General features: G+C 71.0%; 18 protein-coding genes. 7 read left to right on the plus strand and 11 right to left on the minus strand.

Annotation, left to right across the window (positions count from 1 at the left end; genetic code table 11):
- Nucleotide 1: 1 nt before the first annotated feature.
- The 6 genes from ACWCP2_RS27485 to ACWCP2_RS27510 all read right to left on the minus strand — a co-directional run bounded on the left by ACWCP2_RS27485 (nt 2) and on the right by ACWCP2_RS27510 (nt 4,615).
- Nucleotides 2-742: a TerD family protein gene (locus ACWCP2_RS27485; protein ID WP_450911262.1), complete on the minus strand. Its 741-nt coding sequence runs from the start codon at nt 740-742 to the stop codon at nt 2-4.
- 144 nt (nt 743-886) lie between these two features.
- The gene (locus tag ACWCP2_RS27490; RefSeq protein WP_450911291.1) at nt 887-2,002 is read right to left on the minus strand and encodes a DUF475 domain-containing protein; all 1,116 of its coding nucleotides are present in this window, start codon (nt 2,000-2,002) and stop codon (nt 887-889) included.
- A gap of 25 nt (nt 2,003-2,027) precedes the next feature.
- Nucleotides 2,028-2,603 (minus strand): TerD family protein, encoded by a 576-nt coding sequence (locus ACWCP2_RS27495; protein ID WP_383944165.1) that lies wholly within the window; start codon nt 2,601-2,603, stop codon nt 2,028-2,030.
- Nucleotides 2,604-2,786: 183 nt separating this feature from the next.
- Complete coding sequence (locus ACWCP2_RS27500) at nt 2,787-3,362, minus strand: TerD family protein (protein WP_254385430.1); 576 nt, start codon at nt 3,360-3,362, stop codon at nt 2,787-2,789.
- 161 nt (nt 3,363-3,523) lie between these two features.
- Complete coding sequence (locus tag ACWCP2_RS27505) at nt 3,524-3,982, minus strand: peroxiredoxin (RefSeq protein ID WP_450911263.1); 459 nt, start codon at nt 3,980-3,982, stop codon at nt 3,524-3,526.
- A gap of 207 nt (nt 3,983-4,189) precedes the next feature.
- Nucleotides 4,190-4,615 (minus strand): DUF3052 domain-containing protein, encoded by a 426-nt coding sequence (locus ACWCP2_RS27510; RefSeq protein ID WP_266877468.1) that lies wholly within the window; start codon nt 4,613-4,615, stop codon nt 4,190-4,192.
- 435 nt (nt 4,616-5,050) lie between these two features.
- Between ACWCP2_RS27510 and aceE the strand changes: the two genes are divergently transcribed.
- Together aceE and ACWCP2_RS27520 are read left to right on the plus strand one after the other, a co-directional pair.
- Nucleotides 5,051-7,783, plus strand: coding sequence for a pyruvate dehydrogenase (acetyl-transferring), homodimeric type (gene aceE / locus ACWCP2_RS27515; protein WP_450911264.1), 2,733 nt, complete (start codon nt 5,051-5,053; stop codon nt 7,781-7,783).
- Nucleotides 7,784-7,854: 71 nt separating this feature from the next.
- Nucleotides 7,855-8,775 (plus strand): potassium channel family protein, encoded by a 921-nt coding sequence (locus tag ACWCP2_RS27520; protein WP_450911265.1) that lies wholly within the window; start codon nt 7,855-7,857, stop codon nt 8,773-8,775.
- Here the strand turns inward: ACWCP2_RS27520 and ACWCP2_RS27525 are convergent.
- Nucleotides 8,756-9,274 carry a peptidase inhibitor family I36 protein gene (locus tag ACWCP2_RS27525; RefSeq protein WP_450911266.1) on the minus strand — a complete coding sequence of 173 codons (519 nt, stop codon included), beginning with the start codon at nt 9,272-9,274 and terminating at the stop codon, nt 8,756-8,758. The genes ACWCP2_RS27520 and ACWCP2_RS27525 overlap by 20 nt on opposite strands.
- A 292-nt stretch (nt 9,275-9,566) precedes the next feature.
- Nucleotides 9,567-11,183: an MFS transporter gene (locus ACWCP2_RS27530; RefSeq protein WP_450911267.1), complete on the minus strand. Its 1,617-nt coding sequence runs from the start codon at nt 11,181-11,183 to the stop codon at nt 9,567-9,569.
- Nucleotides 11,184-11,274: 91 nt separating this feature from the next.
- Between ACWCP2_RS27530 and ACWCP2_RS27535 the strand changes: the two genes are divergently transcribed.
- From ACWCP2_RS27535 to ACWCP2_RS27545, 3 genes are all read left to right on the plus strand, one after another.
- Nucleotides 11,275-11,934 carry a TetR/AcrR family transcriptional regulator gene (locus tag ACWCP2_RS27535; protein WP_450911292.1) on the plus strand — a complete coding sequence of 220 codons (660 nt, stop codon included), beginning with the start codon at nt 11,275-11,277 and terminating at the stop codon, nt 11,932-11,934.
- Between the two features lie 256 nt (nt 11,935-12,190).
- Nucleotides 12,191-13,330 (plus strand): alpha/beta hydrolase, encoded by a 1,140-nt coding sequence (locus ACWCP2_RS27540; protein WP_450911293.1) that lies wholly within the window; start codon nt 12,191-12,193, stop codon nt 13,328-13,330.
- 73 nt (nt 13,331-13,403) lie between these two features.
- Nucleotides 13,404-14,267: a DUF4429 domain-containing protein gene (locus tag ACWCP2_RS27545; protein ID WP_450911268.1), complete on the plus strand. Its 864-nt coding sequence runs from the start codon at nt 13,404-13,406 to the stop codon at nt 14,265-14,267.
- Nucleotides 14,268-14,374: 107 nt separating this feature from the next.
- Here the strand turns inward: ACWCP2_RS27545 and ACWCP2_RS27550 are convergent, their stop codons facing one another.
- Together ACWCP2_RS27550 and ACWCP2_RS27555 are read right to left on the minus strand one after the other, a co-directional pair.
- Entirely contained in the window at nt 14,375-15,421 is a 1,047-nt protein-coding gene (locus tag ACWCP2_RS27550; RefSeq protein ID WP_450911269.1) for an aldo/keto reductase, read from the minus strand.
- Entirely contained in the window at nt 15,418-15,846 is a 429-nt protein-coding gene (locus ACWCP2_RS27555; protein WP_450911270.1) for a MerR family transcriptional regulator, read from the minus strand. Before ACWCP2_RS27555 ends, ACWCP2_RS27550 begins: the two co-directional genes overlap by 4 nt.
- Before the next feature lie 51 nt (nt 15,847-15,897).
- Between ACWCP2_RS27555 and ACWCP2_RS27560 the strand changes: the two genes are divergently transcribed.
- Nucleotides 15,898-16,725, plus strand: coding sequence for a serine hydrolase domain-containing protein (locus tag ACWCP2_RS27560; protein ID WP_450911271.1), 828 nt, complete (start codon nt 15,898-15,900; stop codon nt 16,723-16,725).
- Nucleotides 16,726-16,731: 6 nt separating this feature from the next.
- On the opposite strand, the gene ACWCP2_RS27565 is transcribed toward ACWCP2_RS27560, so the two are convergent.
- Nucleotides 16,732-17,403 carry a pirin family protein gene (locus ACWCP2_RS27565; RefSeq protein ID WP_450911272.1) on the minus strand — a complete coding sequence of 224 codons (672 nt, stop codon included), beginning with the start codon at nt 17,401-17,403 and terminating at the stop codon, nt 16,732-16,734.
- A gap of 111 nt (nt 17,404-17,514) precedes the next feature.
- Between ACWCP2_RS27565 and ACWCP2_RS27570 the strand changes: the two genes are divergently transcribed.
- A complete protein-coding gene (locus ACWCP2_RS27570) occupies nt 17,515-18,702 on the plus strand; it encodes a PucR family transcriptional regulator (protein WP_266877476.1) in 1,188 nt (395 codons plus the stop codon).
- Nucleotides 18,703-18,719: the final 17 nt, after the last annotated feature.

Raw genomic sequence — 18,719 nt, forward strand, 5'->3', positions numbered from 1 at the left:
CTCAGGTCTTGGTCTTGTAGCCCCGGCCCCACTGGAGGCCCCACCCGTACAGCCGGTCGAGCTCGGCCTGGAACCCGTACACGAAGGTGACCTCGCGCCGCACGATCAGTTCCCCCTTGACGTTCTCGAGGGAGACGACGGCGCAGGAGCGGGCGTGCGGGTGGCGCTCCTCCAGCGGGATCTCGATGCGCGGCCCGGTGATCGGGTAGAGGGTGACCAGGGCGTGCGTCCGGTCGAAGGCCGGGGTCTGGTCGTAGATGTAGACGAAGACCAGCAGCCGCTTGATCTCCTCGGCGTGGTCGAGGTTGACGAAGATCGTCTCGCCGGAGGGCGCCCCGAACCGGTCGTCCCCGCTGAGCTTCACGTACGGCGGGCTGTTGATGTCCCCGTGCAGGTTCCCCAGGGGCTGGACGACGCCCCGGGTGCCGTCGGTCAGCTCGTAGAGGCAGCCGATGTCGAGGTCGACATTGACCATGCCCTGGGTGTGCGCCTGCACCATATCGGGTTTGAACAGCTTGAACGGGTGCCGGAAGAGCTGCCCGCTCTGGCCGGGGCTGCGGCCGCCTATGTCCGAGGTCCGCATCCGCCAGGAGAGGTTCACGCGCAAGTTGCCGTGCACCGCCCCCTGTTTGGTGAGCGACACCGTCGGATGGCGTTTGGTCAGCTCGATCGCGTTCGACGAGGCACTGCCCGACTGGAACTGCGTGCCGCGGCTGCCCCTGATGCCGTCGAAGAATCCCATCCCCACAACCCCCCTGCTCCCTTGGCCCGCTTGGCCCCCTCAGGCACGCCGGGGTTCGGTCCCGGCATGCGGACGGGGCGGCCCGGTGGGTCCGTGGACCCGCCGGACCGCCCCGCACTTGAGCGTTCCGCATTACCGCCGCGATCATGCCTCGGCGGTGGAACCCTCCAGTTCCAGGCGCTTGTTGCGGCGCACGGAGGACCAGAAGGACCAGGCGATCAGGACGACGCCGACGAGGCCGGTGATGACCTCGTTGATCTCGTACTGGATGGTGACGAGCAGGAGGACGGCGAGCGCGCCGATGGCGTAGTGCGCGCCGTGCTCCAGGTAGACGTAGTCGTCGAGGGTTCCCTGGCGGACCAGGTAGACCGTCAGCGACCGGACGTACATGGCACCGATGCCGAGGCCGAGGGCCATGATCACGATGTCGCTGGTGATGGCGAAGGCGCCGATGACCCCGTCGAAGGAGAAGGAGGCGTCGAGGACTTCGAGGTAGAGGAACATGAAGAACGCGGCCTTGCCGGCCATGGCGACGACCGAGACGGATTTACCGCTCTTCTTCGCCTCTTCCTCCAGCTCGTGCTCGTGCTCCTCCTCTTCCTCCAGCTTGTTCTCGAAGTAGCCGGAGAGGCCGCCGACGATCATGTAGGTGACCAGGCCGAAGATGCCGGAGATCAGGACGGTCTGCGCCTTGTCCACGTGCACGCCGCCGTGCTGGTGGGCGTTGACGGCGAAGGTCATCGAGGTGACGGCCAGGACGATCAGCGCGATGCACGCCGACAGCATGTCGATCTTGCCGAGCTTGGCGAGCGGACGCTCCAGCCACGCGAGCCACTTGATGTCGCGGTCCTCGAAGATGAAGTCGAGGAAGATCATCAGCAGGAACATGCCACCGAAGGCGGCGATGGACGGGTGTGCGTCCGTGACGAGCTGCTTGTAGCGGTCCGGTTCGGACACCGCGAGGTCGACGGCGTCGATCGGCCCGATCTTGGCGCTGATCGCCACGATCACGATCGGGAAGACCAGGCGCATGCCGAACACGGCGATGAGGACACCGACGGTGAGGAAGATCTTCTGCCAGAAGGCATTCATCTTCTTCAGGATTCCGGCGTTGACCACCGCGTTGTCGAAGGACAGCGAGATCTCAAGGATGGTCAGGATCGCAACGACCCCGAAGGCCTCCCACCCCCCGTAGAGCACCGCTGCGACCAGTCCGAGCGCAGTGACTGCGAACGACCAGCCGAAGGTTTTCAGAACCACTGGCATCCCATCGTGTTGTACGGCTTTACGAAACGTTGACCCCGAAGTCTAGAGCGATGCCGCGGAGCCCCGACGCGTACCCCTGCCCCACCGCACGGAACTTCCATTCGCCCCCGTACCGGTAGACCTCGCCGAAGATCATCGCGGTCTCGCTGGAGGCGTCCTCGGAAAGGTCGTAGCGGGCCAGTTCCTGACCGTCCGCCTCGTTCACCACCCGGATGAAGGCATTGCTGACCTGGCCGAAGCTCTGCCGGCGGGCCTCGGCCTCGTGGATCGAGACCGGGAAGACGATCTTGTCCACGCCGGCCGGGACCTTGGTGAGGTCGATGATGATCGACTCGTCGTCCCCTTCACCCTCGCCGGTGAGGTTGTCCCCCGTGTGTTCGACGGAGCCCTCGGGGCTCTTCAGGTTGTTGTAGAAGACGAAGTACTCGTCCCCGAGCACCCGGCCGTTGTTGCACAGGAGTGCGCTGGCATCGAGGTCGAAGTCGGCGCCCGTGGTCGAGCGCGCGTCCCATCCGAGGCCGACCAGAACCCGGGTCAGGTTCGGTGCGGCTTTGGAGAGGGAGACATTGCCCCCCTTGGCGAGTGTGACGCCCATGTTGTGGTCCTCCCCGGACGACGGTGGCGGTGTGGCGAAGTGACGGTACGGCGTAAGGCGGTGTGACGGTAAGGCGGTAAGGCGGTGTGACGGTACGGCGGTACGGCCGTAAAGCCGGTCCGGCGCCGTACACACGAGTGCACGGCGCCGGACGGATGGTACGACTGCTCTGGCCGAGCAGGCTCAGACGTTGACGCCGAAGTCCTGCGCGATGCCGCGCAGGCCCGAGGCGTAGCCCTGGCCGATGGCGCGGAACTTCCACTCCGCACCGTTGCGGTAGAGCTCGCCGAAGACCATGGCGGTCTCGGTCGAGGCGTCCTCCGACAGGTCGTAGCGGGCGAGCTCGGCGTTGTCGGCCTGGTTCACGACGCGGATGTACGCGTTGCGGACCTGGCCGAAGCTCTGCTGGCGGCTCTCGGCCTCGTAGATCGAGACCGGGAAGACGATCTTGGCCACGTCGGCGGGGACGCCGGCGAGGTTGACCTTGATCGCCTCGTCGTCGCCCTCGCCCTCACCGGTGGTGTTGTCACCGGTGTGCTCGACCGAGCCGTCGGGGCTCTTCAGGTTGTTGAAGAAGACGAAGTTCGCGTCGCTGGCGACCTTGCCCTGGTCGTTGGTCAGGATCGCGCTGGCGTCGAGGTCGAAGTCGACACCGGTGGTGGTGCGAGCGTCCCAGCCCAGACCGACGATGACCGCGGTCAGGTTCGGCGCGGCCTTGGACAGCGAGACGTTGCCGCCCTTGCTGAGGCTGACTCCCACGGGTCCTCCATAAGGTTTTGTGTGGGGCGGGGCCCCGTCGTGCGGTTGCTATCGGATCAACGTTTCGATCCTAGTGACGGGTTCCCGCCTGTACGGGCTTATTCCAGGCGAACGGGCCCGCGTGCCTGCCGGCACCGTGCCCATGAGCCTGCGGTACGGACTCAGAGGCTGTCGAGGGCCTTGATGTACTCGTTCAGGTCACGCGCGTCGGGCAGTCCGTTGACGACGCTCCAGCGCACGATGCCCTCCCGGTCGATGACGAAGGTGCCGCGCACCGCGCAGCCCTTCTCCTCGTCGAAGACCCCGTAGGCGCGGGAGACCTCGCCGTGCGGCCAGAAGTCCGACAGCAGCGGGTATTCCAGCCCCTCCTGCTCGCCGAAGACGCGCAGGGTGGGCACGGAGTCGTTGGAGACCGCGAGGAGCTGCACGTCGTCGTTCTGGAAGCGCGGCAGCTGGTCGCGCAGCTCGCAGAGCTCGCCGGTGCAGACGCCGGTGAAGGCGAAGGGGTAGAAGAGCAGCACGACGGCCTTCTCCCCCCGGAAGTCGGAGAGCCGCACGGCCCTGCCGTGGTTGTCCTTGAGCTCGAAGTCCGGGGCCTTGCTGCCGACCTCGATCGCCATCTGTCGCATCCCTTCGTCCCGCGTTCGTCCCGCATCCCTGCGTTGGGCTGTTCGGGTGATCCCAGCTTATGGGCCCGTTCGTGGACCCGCTGGCGGGCCCACCGCGCGTCCGGCTCCGCTCCGCCCGCGAAACGCACACACCCCGCCCGCCGGGAAGCATCCGGCGTGCGGGGTGCGTGTGTGGTCCGCATGACTGCGGGGCGCGGCTCAGCGCTTGGACTTGGCCGTCTTCGGAGTCGCCAGCTTGGTGGCGGTCCACTCCTTGCCGACGGGGAGACCCTTCGCCAGCGAGAGGCCGGCGGTCTCGGCGGCCTCGCTGATGTCGCTGGCCTCGACAAAACCGTCCTTGCCGGTCTTGGGGGTCACCAGCAGGATCAGTGCGCCGTCCTCGACCAGCTCGGTCGCGTCGACCAGGGCGTCCGTCAGGTCGCCGTCGTCCTCCCGGAACCACAGCAGAACCGCGTCTGCGACATCGTCGTAGTCCTCATCGACGAGTTCGGTGACGTGATCCTCTACGGCATCACGGAATTCCTGATCGACGTCGTCGTCGAAGCCGATTTCCTGGACCACCTGTTCGGACTGGAAACCCAGCCTGGCGGCCAGGTTCTCCGCGTGGTCCGCGGTCGCGCTCACGGGGTGCCTCCTGCTCATGTTCGGTGAATGTTCTTCGGCGGCGCGCGTACGCGCAGCATGGGCGTAGTCCACACGGGAGCGGCGGATCGCGCAAGTACCCGGTCGCCGAGACCGTCGAAACGGTGACGATTGCGGCCGTCTCGCCGCAACTTTCAGCCCTTCCGCATGTACCCCTGGTGATTCATCCCACACCATTCCACCTCATTCGGCGCGGCCCCGGGACTTTCGCACCTGTTTGAGGGACGAACGGCCTTGCGAAGGGGTTGATCGACATGGGCGTAAGGTTGCGGTTTGGGCGTTGTCGTCGCCGCAGCCAGCACAATCCCGCCACCTCAAGGGATTACCCAACGGTAAAGATGACGATTTCTGCCGAGCGTAAGACCATGGGAGGCGGCGAGACTCAAGGCACGACTCCCCCGACAGCGAAGGAACAGCGTGGCTTCCGCATCCGATCGCAATCCGATCATCATTGGTGGCCTGCCGAGTCAGGTACCGGACTTCGATCCGGAAGAGACGCAGGAGTGGCTCGACTCCCTTGACGCGGCCGTCGACGAGCGGGGCCGCGAGCGCGCCCGCTACCTGATGCTGCGGCTGATGGAACGGGCCCGCGAGAAGCGCGTGGCCGTGCCCGAGATGCGCTCCACGGACTACGTCAACACGATCGCCACCAAGGACGAGCCCTTCTTCCCCGGCAACGAGGAGATCGAGCGCAAGGTCCTCAACGCCACCCGGTGGAACGCGGCCGTCATGGTCTCGCGCGCCCAGCGTCCCGGGATCGGCGTCGGCGGTCACATCGCCACCTTCGCCTCCTCCGCCTCCCTCTACGACGTGGGCTTCAACCACTTCTTCCGGGGCAAGGACGAGGGCGACGGCGGCGACCAGATCTTCTTCCAGGGCCACGCCTCGCCCGGCATCTACGCCCGCGCCTACCTCCTGGACCGGCTCTCCGAGCAGCAGCTCGACGCGTTCCGCCAGGAGAAGTCGAAGGCCCCGTACGGCCTCTCCAGCTACCCGCACCCGCGGCTCATGCCGGACTTCTGGGAGTTCCCGACCGTCTCGATGGGCCTCGGCCCGCTCGGTGCGATCTACCAGGCCCGGATGAACCGGTACATGGAGGCCCGCGGGATCGCGGACACCTCCAAGTCACACGTTTGGGCGTATCTCGGCGACGGCGAGATGGACGAGCCCGAGTCGCTCGGCCAGCTCTCCATCGCGGCCCGCGAGCACCTCGACAACCTGACCTTCGTCGTCAACTGCAACCTGCAGCGCCTCGACGGCCCGGTCCGCGGCAACGGCAAGATCATGCAGGAGCTGGAGTCGCAGTTCCGCGGCGCCGGCTGGAACGTCATCAAGCTGATCTGGGACCGCTCCTGGGACCCGCTGCTGGCCCAGGACCGCGACGGCATCCTGGTCAACAAGCTCAACACCACCCCGGACGGCCAGTTCCAGACGTACGCCACCGAGACCGGCGCGTACATCCGCGAGCACTTCTTCGGCGGCGACCACCGGCTGCGCGCCATGGTCGAGAACATGTCCGACCAGCAGATCCAGCACCTGGGCCGCGGCGGTCACGACCACAAGAAGGTCTACGCGGCCTACGCGGCGGCCAAGGCCCACAAGGGCCAGCCGACGGTGATCCTGGCGCAGACGGTCAAGGGCTGGACCCTCGGCCCGAACTTCGAGGGCCGCAACGCGACCCACCAGATGAAGAAGCTGACGGCCGACGACCTCAAGCGCTTCCGCGACCGCCTGCACATCCCGATCACGGACGCCCAGCTGGAGGACGGCGCGCCGCCGTACTACCACCCGGGCCGCAACTCCCCCGAGATCCAGTACATGCACGACCGCCGCAGTGCGCTCGGCGGCTACGTGCCGACCCGCGTGGTGCGCGCGAAGCCGCTGCAGCTGCCGGGCGACGCCACCTACGCGGCCGCCAAGAAGGGCTCGGGCCAGCAGTCGATCGCCACCACCATGGCCTTCGTCCGCATCCTGAAGGACCTCATGCGGGACAAGGAGATCGGCAAGCGCTTCGTGCTGATCGCCCCCGACGAGTACCGCACATTCGGCATGGACGCGTTCTTCCCGAGCGCCAAGATCTACAACCCGCTGGGCCAGCAGTACGAGGCGGTCGACCGCGACCTGCTGCTCGCGTACAAGGAGTCCCCGACCGGCCAGATGCTGCACGACGGCATCTCGGAGGCGGGCTGCACGGCCTCGCTGATCGCCGCGGGTTCGGCGTACGCCACGCACGGCGAGCCGCTGATCCCGGTCTACGTCTTCTACTCGATGTTCGGTTTCCAGCGCACGGGTGACCAGTTCTGGCAGATGGCCGACCAGCTGGCGCGCGGTTTCGTCCTCGGCGCGACCGCCGGCCGGACCACCCTGACGGGTGAGGGCCTGCAGCACGCCGACGGCCACTCCCAGCTGCTGGCCTCGACCAACCCGGGCTGCGTGGCGTACGACCCGGCCTACGGGTACGAGATCGCGCACATCGTCAAGGACGGTCTGCGGCGCATGTACGGCCCCGACGCCGAGGACGTCTTCTACTACCTGACGGTCTACAACGAGCCCATCCAGCACCCGGCCGAGCCGGCCGGCGTGGACGTGGACGGGATCCTCAAGGGCATCCACCGGATCTCCGAGGGCACCTCGGGAGCCGTCGGGGCGCAGATCATGGCCTCGGGCGTGGCGGTGCCGTGGGCGCTGGAGGCGCAGCGGATCCTGGCCGCCGAGTGGAACGTCCGGGCGGACGTCTGGTCGGCGACCTCCTGGAACGAGCTGCGCCGCGAGGCCGTCGCCGTGGAGGAGCACAACCTGCTCCACCCGGAGGAGGAGCAGCGCGTCCCGTACGTGACGAGCAAGCTGTCCGGTGCGGAGGGCCCGTTCGTGGCGGTCTCCGACTGGATGCGGGCGGTCCCGGACCAGATCTCGCGCTGGGTGCCCGGCACGTACACCTCGCTGGGCGCGGACGGCTTCGGCTTCGCGGACACGCGGGGCGCGGCCCGGCGCTTCTTCCACATCGACGCGCAGTCGGTGGTCCTCTCGGTGCTGACCGAGCTGGCCAAGGAGGGCAAGATCGACCGTTCGGCGCTGAAGCAGGCGATCGACCGGTACCAGCTGCTGGACGTCCGGGCGGCCGACCCGGGCGCGGCCGGGGGCGACGCGTAGCCGTCACTCTTCCGAGGGGGCGCTGGGACATTTGTCCCAGCGCCCCTTACTTGTTCTTTACGATGCTGGGCATGAAGCAACCCTCCCGCCAGTCGCGGTGGGAGCGCCGGACGCAGACGCCTCTGCTGGTGCTCGCCCTGGGATTCGCCGTCGCCTACGCCGTGCCCATCGTGGCGCCCGACGCCAGCCCGTGGGTGCATCACGCCTGCACGCACGCCGAGTGGGTGGTGTGGGCCGCCTTCGCCGCCGACTACGTGGTCCGGCTGGGCCTGGCGCACTCGAAGCGGGCCTTCGTACGGACCCACTGGATGGACCTGGCGGCGGTGCTGCTGCCGATGATCCAGCCGCTGCGGCTGCTCAGGGTGGTCTCCACGCTGATGCTGGTGGGCCGGCGGGCCCGGATGGCCCCGCAGATCCGGCTGACCACGTACGTGGCGGGCGCGGTGGTCGGGCTGCTGATGTTCGGCTCGCTGGCGGTGCTGAGCGTGGAGCGGGACGCCCCCGACGGCAACATCAAGAACCTCGGGGACGCCCTGTGGTGGTCGGTGACCACGATGACGACGGTCGGCTACGGGGACCACTCCCCCACCACCGGCCTCGGACGGCTCCTGGCGGTCGGGCTGATGCTGTCCGGGATCGCGCTGCTGGGTGTGGTGACGGCCAACATCGCGGCCTGGTTCATCTCCCGTTTCGAACGCGACGACCTGGTCGAGCGGGCCCAGACGGCGGCGATCTCCGAACTGACGGCGGAGGTACGGGCGCTGCGCGCCGAGGTCGCCCGCCTCGGCGGGGCCCCGGGGGCCGGCCTGGCCGCGGGGGCCGGCCTGGTCCCGGGGGCCGGCCTGGCCACGGGGGCCGGCGGGGTCCCGGGGGCCGGCCTGGTCCCGGGAGTCGCGGGCCCCGCCGCCGACCCCGCCCCGGGCGCCGGGGTCGGCGTCCAGGGCGGGCCGGTGCAGGCGGGCGGCGGCTCCGTCAGCGCTCCCACACCTTGAACGCCCTGACCTGGTAGGGCGACTGGGGCAGCCACACCCCGTCGCCCGGGTAGGTCTGGAACTCACCGGTCTCGGCGCATTCGGCCGACTGGTAGGTGGTGACCGGGCGGCCGGTCCGGTTCGTGAGGGACTGGGCGGTGGTCCCGGCGGGCAGGGCGGTGCAGCTGTTGATGTCGAGGGTGCTGAGCTCGTGGGTGGTCCGGGCGCCCTTGAACTCCGGCTTCGCCCACAGGCACAGCTGCCCGGTGGCGCAGGCCCCGAGCGCCGGCGGCCCGGCGGCCCGCCCCTTGGCCTTCGCCCGCCCGGAGGCCCGTACGGGAGCCGGGGCGTCGGCGCGGGCCTGCGCCCGGGCCTGTGCGTGAGCCGGCGCCGTGGCGAGGCCCGGGGCGAGGCCCGCCGCGTGGGCGGATTCCGCGGTGCCCGGGATCAGCAGGGTGGCGGCGAGAACGGTGGCCGTGGCGGCGGTGCGCTGCGGGAAAGTGGTGCTCCACGTACGCATGACGGGTCAACTCCTGGTGGACGAACGGGCCCCGGACCGTTTCCGGAGGCTCCGTCGGCACCACGCTGACCTGCGCGGACGCCCCGGCGGAAGGGCTCGCGGGCGGGTCCACCCTGATAGGCGACGGCCCCGCCGCAACCTCCCGGCGGGGCCGTCGTACGCGCGGCGTTGACGCTTCCGCGGCCCCTTCCGATCGGCGGCGGACGGGGCCGCGGAAGCGCGGGAGGCGCCGCCCGGGCCGCAGCGGGCGGCTCGGACGGCGCCGGTTCCAAGGACGCGCGGCCAAGACGACCTAGATGTGGGCCGCGCCCGCGCCCGCCGCCGCGTTCTCGCCGCGCTTGGTGAAGCCGGCCACCACCGCGGCGAGTACCGCGACCACGCCCGCGACGGTGAAGGCCGTGCTCATCCCTGACACGAACGTGTCGTGCGCGACCCCCGTGATGGTCGCCGCGAGCTGCTCGGGAGCCCCCGGCGGGACCGGGGCGATGCCGACCTGGATGCCCTTCTCCGCGAGGTCCGCCTGCTCCGGGGTGAGCGGCGGCAGCCCGGCCCCGGCCCAGTTGTCCTCGAGGACGCTGCCGACCTTGCTCGCCATGACCGCGCCGAGCACGGCGGTGCCCAGGCTGCCGCCGACCTGCATGGCGGCCTGCTGGAGGCCGCCGGCGACGCCCGAGAGCTCCAGCGGGGCGTTGCCGACGATGACCTCGGTGGCGCCGACCATGACGGGCGCGAGTCCGAGGCCCATCAGGGCGAACCAGAGCGACATGGTGGGGGTGGAGCTGCCCGGGGTCAGCTGGGCCATCCCGAAGCAGGCGACGGCGGTGGCGATCATTCCCGCGACGAGCGGCGGCCGCGGGCCGACCTTGGTGATGGCGAGGCCCGCGAGCGGCGATCCGATGATCATCATGCCGGTGAGCGGCAGCAGGTGCAGACCGCTGTCGACGGGGCTCATGCCGTGGACGTTCTGCAGGTAGAAGGTGACGAAGAACAGCCCGCCCATGAAGGCGAAGGCCATCAGGACCATCAGCACCGTGCCCGCGGACAGCGGCAGCGAGCGGAACATGCCGAGCGGGATCAGCGGCTCGGAGACGGAGTTCTCCCAGAAGGCGAAGGCCACGAAGCACAGCACGGAGCCGCCGAGGAAGGCGAGGGTCTTCGTGTCTCCCCAGCCCCATTCCGAGGCCTTGATCAGCGCCCAGATCAGCGAGAACATCCCGGCCGACAGCAGCAGGATGCCGAGGACGTCGAAGGAGCGCGGGGCGTTCTCGGCCCGGTGGTCGACCAGGATGAACAGGCCGAAGGCGAGCGCGAGGATGCCGACGGGGACGTTGATGAAGAAGACGGACTGCCAGCTCACGTTCTCGACGAGCAGGCCGCCGACGATCGGCCCGGCGGCGGTGGACGCGCCGATGACCATGCCCCAGATGCCGATGGCCATGTTGAGCTTCTCGGCCGGGAAGGTCGCCCGCAGCAGGCCCAGCGCGGCGGGCATCAGCAGCGCCCCGAAGACGCCCTGCGCGACGCGGAAGCCGATGACGAGCTCGACCCCGCTGGAGAGGCCGATGGCCGCCGAGGAGACGGCGAACCCGGCGATGCCTATGAGGAAGGTCTGCCGGTGGCCGAAGCGGTCGCCGAGCTTGCCCGCGGTGATGAGGGAGACCGCGAGGGCGAGCAGATAGCCGTTGGTGATCCACTGGACGTCGGCGAGCGAGGCGCCGAGGTCCTTCTGGATGGCCGGGTTGGCGACGGCGACGATCGTGCCGTCGAGGGTGACCATCATGACGCCGATCGCGACGGCGAACAGGGTGAGCCACGGGTGGCCCCTGAGGCCCGTACGGGCCGGTGCGGGGCCCGGGTCCTTGGTGAGCGAGAGTGCGTCCCCGCCGTCGACGGTGGTCTGACTAGTCATGCGGACAGATTAGTGACAGCGACTGACACTTCACAGACCGCTTCGTCGGACAGTCACTGTCAGGTCGGTCACAGGTACCCTGACCGCCGTGATGACCGATCAGCGGCCCGCGTCCGCACCGCCGGCCGGACTGCGCGAGCGCAAGAAACGGCGCACGCGCGACGCACTGCTGCGTGCGGCCCTCCTCCTCTTCATCGCCCAGGGGTACGAGGAGACCACCGTCGACGAGATCACCGACGCCGTGGACGTCTCCCAGCGGACCTTCTTCCGGTACTTCGCCAACAAGGAAGAAGTCGCCTTCGCCGTCCAGGACCTGGTCGAATCGCACTTCGTCGCGGCACTGGAGTCCCGCCCGCCGGCCGAGGGCCCCTTCGAGGCGATGCGCTCGGCCGTGCTCGCCGCCTGGGACACCGTCGACGAGGCCATCTCGGACCTGGTCCCCATCGACCTGTACATGCGCAGCTACCAGCTGATCGAGTCCACCCCGGCCCTGCTCGCCGTGCACCTGCGGCGCTCCACCGAACTGGAGGAGCGCATCGCCCGGCTGCTGGCCTGCCGCGAGGGGCTGGACGTGGACGCCGATCCGCGTCCGCGCGTGGCCGTCGCCGCGTTCACGGGCGTGATGCGCGTCACCGGACGGCTCTGGGGGCAGGGCGAGGACACCAGCGTGGCCGCCATCCGGCGGATGACCGAGGTCTACCTCGACCAGATCGGCCCGGCGCTGGCCTCCGACTGGCGCCGGCCCGCCTGACCTGCGCGGTTTGCGCCCGGCCCGCGAAGTCCCGTACGGAGGCGGGCGCCCGCGCGCGCGGTCCCGTACGGGAGCACCCGCCGGCGGGCGTCCCACGGCCGGCCGTGACTCCCGTCACCCGGCGCGCAGGCACCCGCCGCGGTCTCCTAGGCTGGACGCAGTGAACCTGCCCGGCCCCGCCCACACCCACTTCCCCGACGCCCCCGCGCGCCCGGCCGCCCTGCGCGCCCTGCTCGCGCTGACGGTCGTCTTCCTGATGCTCGCGACCACCGGCTGGACGGCCGTCTACCGGTCCGCTGACGACCCGTCCCCGCGCGAGGCCGCGCTCACGTCCTGGGCGGCGGCCCGCTTCGAAGGCCGGGCCCTGCCCGCCGCGGACGCCCCGGCGCCCGTGGTGGCACGTTTCTTCGCGAGCCTCGACGGCGCCCAGCGCGCCCGGCTCGCCGAGGGTCACCCGCTGGTGGTCGGCAATCTCGACGGTGTGCCGCCCGCTGTCCGCTACCGGGCCAACCGGATGGCCCTGAAGCAGGCCGCGCGGGCCGAGGACAGCCGCGCGCACGACATCACGCTGGCCCCCTCCGACCGCGCCGTCGCCGCCCGGCGCTCCCACCGCTTCGAGTCCCTCGCCGAGCCCGGCCGGCAGATCCTCGTCTTCGACCCCACCGGCGGCGCCCTCGTCGCGGAGGTCTTCGGCGACCTCGGCGAGGCCCGCCGGGTCTCGGTGGTCGTCCCCGGGGTCGACACCGACGCGCTCACCTTCGAGCGCTCGGTGCGCAAGCTGACCGCACCGGTCGGCATGGCCGAGTCCCTGTACGAGGCCGAGCGCGCGGCCGCCCCCGGCGGCCGGACCGCGGTCATCGCCTGGGCCGGCTACACCGCCCCGACCGGAGTCGGCATGGACGCGGCGACCGGGCGGCTGGCCGTGGACGGTGCGGTCAGGCTGCGCTCGCTGGCCTCCGGGCTGCCGGGGCGCGCGAGCGTGGCCCTGTTCTGCCACAGCTACGGTTCCGTGGTGTGCGGGGTGGCGGCGCACGAACTGCCGCCCCGGGTCACGGACATCGTGGTCGCGGGCAGCCCCGGCATGCGCGCCGGGAACGCCGCCGAGCTGCACACCTCCGCGCGGGTCTGGGCGATGCGCGACGCCGGCGACTGGATCGCCGACGTGCCCCACCTGGAGTTCGGGGGCCTGGGCCACGGCGCGGATCCGGTCTCCGGGGAGTTCGGCGCGCGGGTCCTGTCGGCGGCCGGAGCCAAGAGCCACACCGGCTACTTCGAGCCAGGCACCGAATCCCTGGACAACTTCGCCAAAATCGGAACCGGTGCGTTCGGTTCCACCGTGTGCGCCACCGGGGACGACACCTGCCGGCGCGGGACATCCGGTACGGACGGCGCCTGACCCCTCGGCCGACCCGAAATCGGACCTCGCAGCGGGGGGACGCCCGGGGGTTCGTCCCTTTACGATGTGCCGCATGGGTGACGTACTGGCCGGAAACCATGCCGTCTGGGAGTTCGACCGCACCACGAACTCGCTCATCATCCGCTTCGCACGGGGGATGCGAACGCCCAGACTCTGGCACGCCCTGGGGGAACGCCGGATTCCGCTGGAAGCGCTGTCCGGGGTGGGCCTGACCGTGGGACGGCGGGACACCCCGGTGCTGCACGCCCGCGTGCGGGTGGGAGCGGACCCCCTGATGGACGCCGCGGCGGGGCAGTTGCGGGACGCCTGCGATCCGTACCGGCTGGCGCTGCCGGGCGGCGGCGCCGGGGACGGGGCCGTCCGGGCGGCGGCCTTCGCCGAGGCCCTGCGCGAACGGCTCGGCCCGGCCGAGCCGGCCGAGCGGTTCCTCGTCGCCGCCCCGGAGCCGCCGGCCACGCTGAAGGCGTACGACGCCCGGCTCTCCTTCGACGGCGGCGCCGTCTCCTTCCGCTGGTCGCGCACCGGGGCCACCAGCGCCAAGTGGAAGGCGGGCGACCAGCGGTACCCGCTGGCCGCCCTGACCGGGCTCGTCTGGCACTCCCCGGAACGCTCCGGCGGGCACCTGCGGCTGTTGCCCCGCGAGGGCGCCGGCGATCCCCGGCCGGACCACGACCTCGCCTCCGCGGTCTTCGCCGTGGGGTACGGAGCCGTGCACGAGTCGCTGCCGTTCGCGGCGGCGGTGCTCGTGGCGCTGCGGGCCCGGGCGGTCGTCGCCTCCGGCGTGGGGGCGGCCCGGGTCCCCGGGCCCCGGGACTGGGAGCGGATGCAGCATCTCGCCGAGCTGCACGGGGCGGGGCTGCTCACGGACGCGGAGTACCGGGCCCTGCGCGACCGCTTCACGGCCGGGCGGGGCTGACCCCGCGAGGGTCCCGGGCCCGGCCCCGCGGGGCCCGTCCCCTACCCGCCCGTTCCCCCGGGATCCGCCCCGGACCCCGGTCCTCGAACGCCGGGCGGACTGGAGAACTACCCCTCGCGGGCCGCCGACGTGGAGCTCATGTCCGGGTAGCGGTCGCCCGCGACCTGGGCCGCTATCGGGTCCAGGAGGGACAGTTCGGCGGCCGTCAGGGTGATGCGGGTCGCCGCCGTGTTCTCCGCGAGGCGGGAGGGCTTGCGGGTGCCCGGGATCGGGACGACCGTCAGGCCGTGCACCGCCGCCCGCTGCTGCACCCACGCCAGGGCGATCTGCGCCGGCGTCGCACCGCGGGCCGCCGCGATCTCCCGTACCGGCGCCAGCAGCGCCCCGTTCGCCTTCGCGTTGTCACCGGTGAACCGGGGCTGGTACTGCCGGAAGTCATCGGCCGTCAGATCCGCCGAAGCGTCCGCGAAGGCCCCGGTCAGGAAGCCGCGCCCGAGCGGGGAGTACGGCACGAAGGCCACGCCCAGCTCCGCCGCCGCGCCCACCGCGCTGCGCTCCACGTCCCGGCTGAACAGCGACCACTCCGACTGGAGCGCCGCGATCGGGTGCACCGCGTGCGCCTCGCGCAGCTCGGCGCCGGTCACCTCGCTGAGCCCGAGGTGAAGGACCTTGCCCTCCTTGACCAGCTCCGCCATCGCGCCCACCGACTCGGCGAACGGAACGGCCGGATCCCGCCGGTGCATGTAGTAGAGGTCGATCACCTCGGTGCCCAGCCTGCGCAGACTGTCCTCCACCGCGCCACGGATGTACGCGCGGTCGTTGCGGACGCCCCGGTACTGCGGGTCGTCCGTCCGCTCTATGGCGAACTTCGTGGCGAGGGTGATCCGGTCGCGGTGCGCGGCCACGAACGGCGCGAGGAACTCCTCGTTGGCGCCGCGCCCGTAGACGTCTGCGGTGTCGAAGAGGGTGACCCCCGCGTCCAGCGCCGCGTCCAGGGTCTGCCGGGCCGCCGCCTCGTCCGTGTCCCCGTAGAACTCGCTCATGCCCATGCAGCCGAGGCCCTGGACGCCCACCAGCGGTCCGCCCCGGCCCAGTTCGACCTGCTCGATCGGTGCCGTGTTGCCTGCCGTGTTCCCTGCCGTGTTGCCGGTCATGTCCGGTCTGCCTCTCCCGCGACGGCATCCGCGACGGCGGTGCACATCGCATACGTGTCGATCTTGTAGTCCAGTACGGCGAGCGCGTCGGTCAGCTCCGCGATCCGCGTCCGCACCTCGTCGCGGGTGCGCTCCAGCAGTTCGCGCCGGGCGTCGGCGGTGTGCGGGCCCTCGCGGACGAGTTCCGCGTACCGGACCATGTCCGCCACCGACATTCCGGTGGTGCGCAGCTTCCCGACGAAACCCAGCCATTCGAGGTCCTTGTCGGTGAACCGGCGCTGCCCCGAGTGCGAGCGGTCCACGTGCGGCATGAGGCCGATCCGCTCGTACCAGCGCAAGGTGTGCTGGGTCAGACCGGTCCGTGCCTCGACCTCGCTGATCGTGTACCGCGTCCGCGTCTGCAGGGTGGTCTGCGTCAGGCTCATGTCTCCACGCTAAATCCTTGGAGTGCACTCCAAGCAAGTACCCTCGGCCGCATGGAGAGCTTGCAGAGTCTGCGCATCATCGAGAACTGGCCGGTCCCGACCGCCGCCGCGGCCGTCGTCCACGCCGACGGGACCGTGCTCGGTACGCACGGCCCGGTGGACCACCGCTTCCCGCTGGCCTCCGTCACCAAGCCGCTCAGCGCCTACGCCGCCCTCGTCGCCTATGAGGAGGGCGCGATCGAGCTGGACGAGCCGGCCGGGCCCGCGGGCTCCACCGTGCGCCACCTGCTCGCCCACACCAGTGGCCTGGCCTTCGACGAGCACCGGGTGACGGCCCCTCCCGGGGAGCGCCGGCTGTACTCGAACGCCGGTTTCGAGGAGCTCGGGGACCACATCGCGAAGGCCACCGGGATCCCCTTCGCCGCGTACCTGGCCGAGGCCGTCTTCGAGCCGCTCGGCATGGCGTCGAGCAGCCTGGAGGGCTCGCCCGCCAAGGACGGCGTCTCCACCGTCTCCGACCTCCTGCGCTTCGCCGCCGAGCTGCAGCAGCCCCGGCTGCTGGACGTGCGCACCGTGGCCGAGGCCACCTCGGTGGTCCACCCCGGGCTCAAGGGCGTCCTGCCCGGCTACGGCCACCAGTCCCCCAACGACTGGGGTCTCGGCGTGGAGATCCGCGACGGCAAGGCCCCGCACTGGACGGGCGCCGGCTCCTCGCCGCGCACCTTCGGGCACTTCGGGCAGTCCGGGACCTTCCTGTGGGTGGACCCGGACGCCCGCGCCGCCTGCGTGGCGCTGACGGACCGCGCCTTCGGGCCGTGGGCGGTCGAGGCCTGGCCGCCGTTCACCGACGCCGTGCTCGCCGAGCTCCGCACCCGCTGAGGGCCCCTACGGGAACTCCCAGATCAGCACCTCGGCCGGCGATCCGGCGACCAGTTCGAGCTCCGGCTCGCCGGTGATCCGCGCCGAGTCCCCGGGCTCCAGTTCCTCGCCGTCCAGCCGCAGGTCTCCCCGTACGACGTGCAGGTACGCCCGCCCGGCGGCCGGTACGGCCACGCGCTCGCCCGCGCCCGGACGGCGTACGTGCAGGACGGCCCCGGCGGCGGGCACGGCGTAGGACGCGCCGTCGGCGATGCCCCTGACCAGCGTGTACGAGGGCTCCCCGGCCGGAGCCTCCCGGTCGGCCGGGGCCAGCCACATCTGGACGAAGCGGAGCGGGGCGGGCCCGTCGTTGCGTTCCACGTGCCGGGTCCCGGACGCCGCGGCGAGGTGCTGCACGTCGCCGGGCCGCACCAGGGTGGCGGAGCCCGTGGCGTCGCGGTGGGTGAGCTCGCCCTCGGCCACCCAGGTCACGATCTCGGTGTGGCTGTGGGGGTGCTCGTCGAAGCCCGCGCCGGGGGCGAGGCTCTCCTCGTTGCACGCCAGGAGCGGGCCGAACCGCAGGTTGTCGGGGTCGTAGTGCGCGCCGAAGGAGAAGGCGTGCCGGGTGGTGATCCCCGCTCCGCCGGCGTCGGGGTCCCCGCCCTCGTACCGGTCGGAGCCGCGGCGTACATCAATCATGGACGCCACCGTAGCCTCCGGGGCGCGGCCGGGGACGGGACCGGACTCCGCGCAGCCGTCCCGATAAGGCAGTCTTGTCACGTGCCCCAACCCGAACGTGAGCATTCACCCGTGGTCCACTCCGCGCATCCGGCTCCGGCCCATCCGCACGCGGCGACGCTGCGACGACTGGAGAAGTCCTCCGGCCGGCTCGCCGCCAACGCCATCGCGCGCATGGACGAGACGCTGTCGTGGTACCGGGCGATGCCACCGGAGAACCGGTCCTGGATCGGCCTGGTGGCCCAGGCCGGCATCGCCGCGTTCACCGAGTGGTTCCGGCATCCGGAGACCCCCCAGGCGATCTCCACCGATGTCTTCGGGACGGCTCCGCGCGAGCTGACCCGGGCGATCACCCTGCGCCAGACGGTCGAGATGGTGCGCACCACGATCGAGGTCATGGAGACCGCGATCGACGAGGTCGCCGCGCCCGGCGACGAGTCGATCCTGCGCGAGGCGCTGCTCGTGTACGCCCGGGAGATCGCCTTCGCGACCGCCCAGGTGTACGCGCAGGCCGCCGAGGCGCGCGGTGCGTGGGACGCCCGGCTGGAGTCCCTGGTGGTCAACGCGGTGCTGTCCGGGGAGGCCGACGAGGGTGCGCTGTCCCGGGCCGCGGCCCTGGGCTGGAACTCTCCCGAGCACGTGTGCGTGGTGCTGGGCACTGCCCCGGAGGGCGACAGCGAGCTGACGGTCGAGGCGATCCGGCGGGCGGCCCGCCACCACAAGCTGCAGGTGCTCACCGGTGTGCTGGGCGACCGGCTCGTGGTGATCGCGGGCGGCAGCGACAATCCGATGCAGGTGGCGAAGTCGCTGATCGGGCCGTTCGCGGCGGGTGCGGTGGTCGCCGGACCGGTGGTCCCGGACCTGCTGAACGCGACGAAGTCGGCGCAGGCCGCCGCGGCCGGGCTGAAGGCGTGCACGGCGTGGCAGGACGCGCCGAGGCCGGTCCTCGCGGACGATCTCCTGCCCGAACGCGCGATCGCCTCCGACCCTTCGGCCCGCGAGCAGTTGGTGGAGGAGATCTACAGACCACTCGAAGAGGCCGGCTCGGCGCTGCTGGAAACGCTGAGTGTTTATCTGGAGCAGGCGAGCAGCCTGGAAGGCGCAGCTCGGATGCTGTTCGTCCACCCGAACACCGTGCGCTACCGGCTGCGACGTGTGACAGACGTCACCGGCTGGTCGCCCTCCGATGTCCGTTCCGCGTTCACTCTGCGAATCGCCCTGATCCTCGGGCGTCTGGCCGACGGCGATCCTCAGTCCTAAGCTTTTGTCGGACATCA

The organism is Streptomyces sp. NPDC002104 (assembly GCF_053593795.1).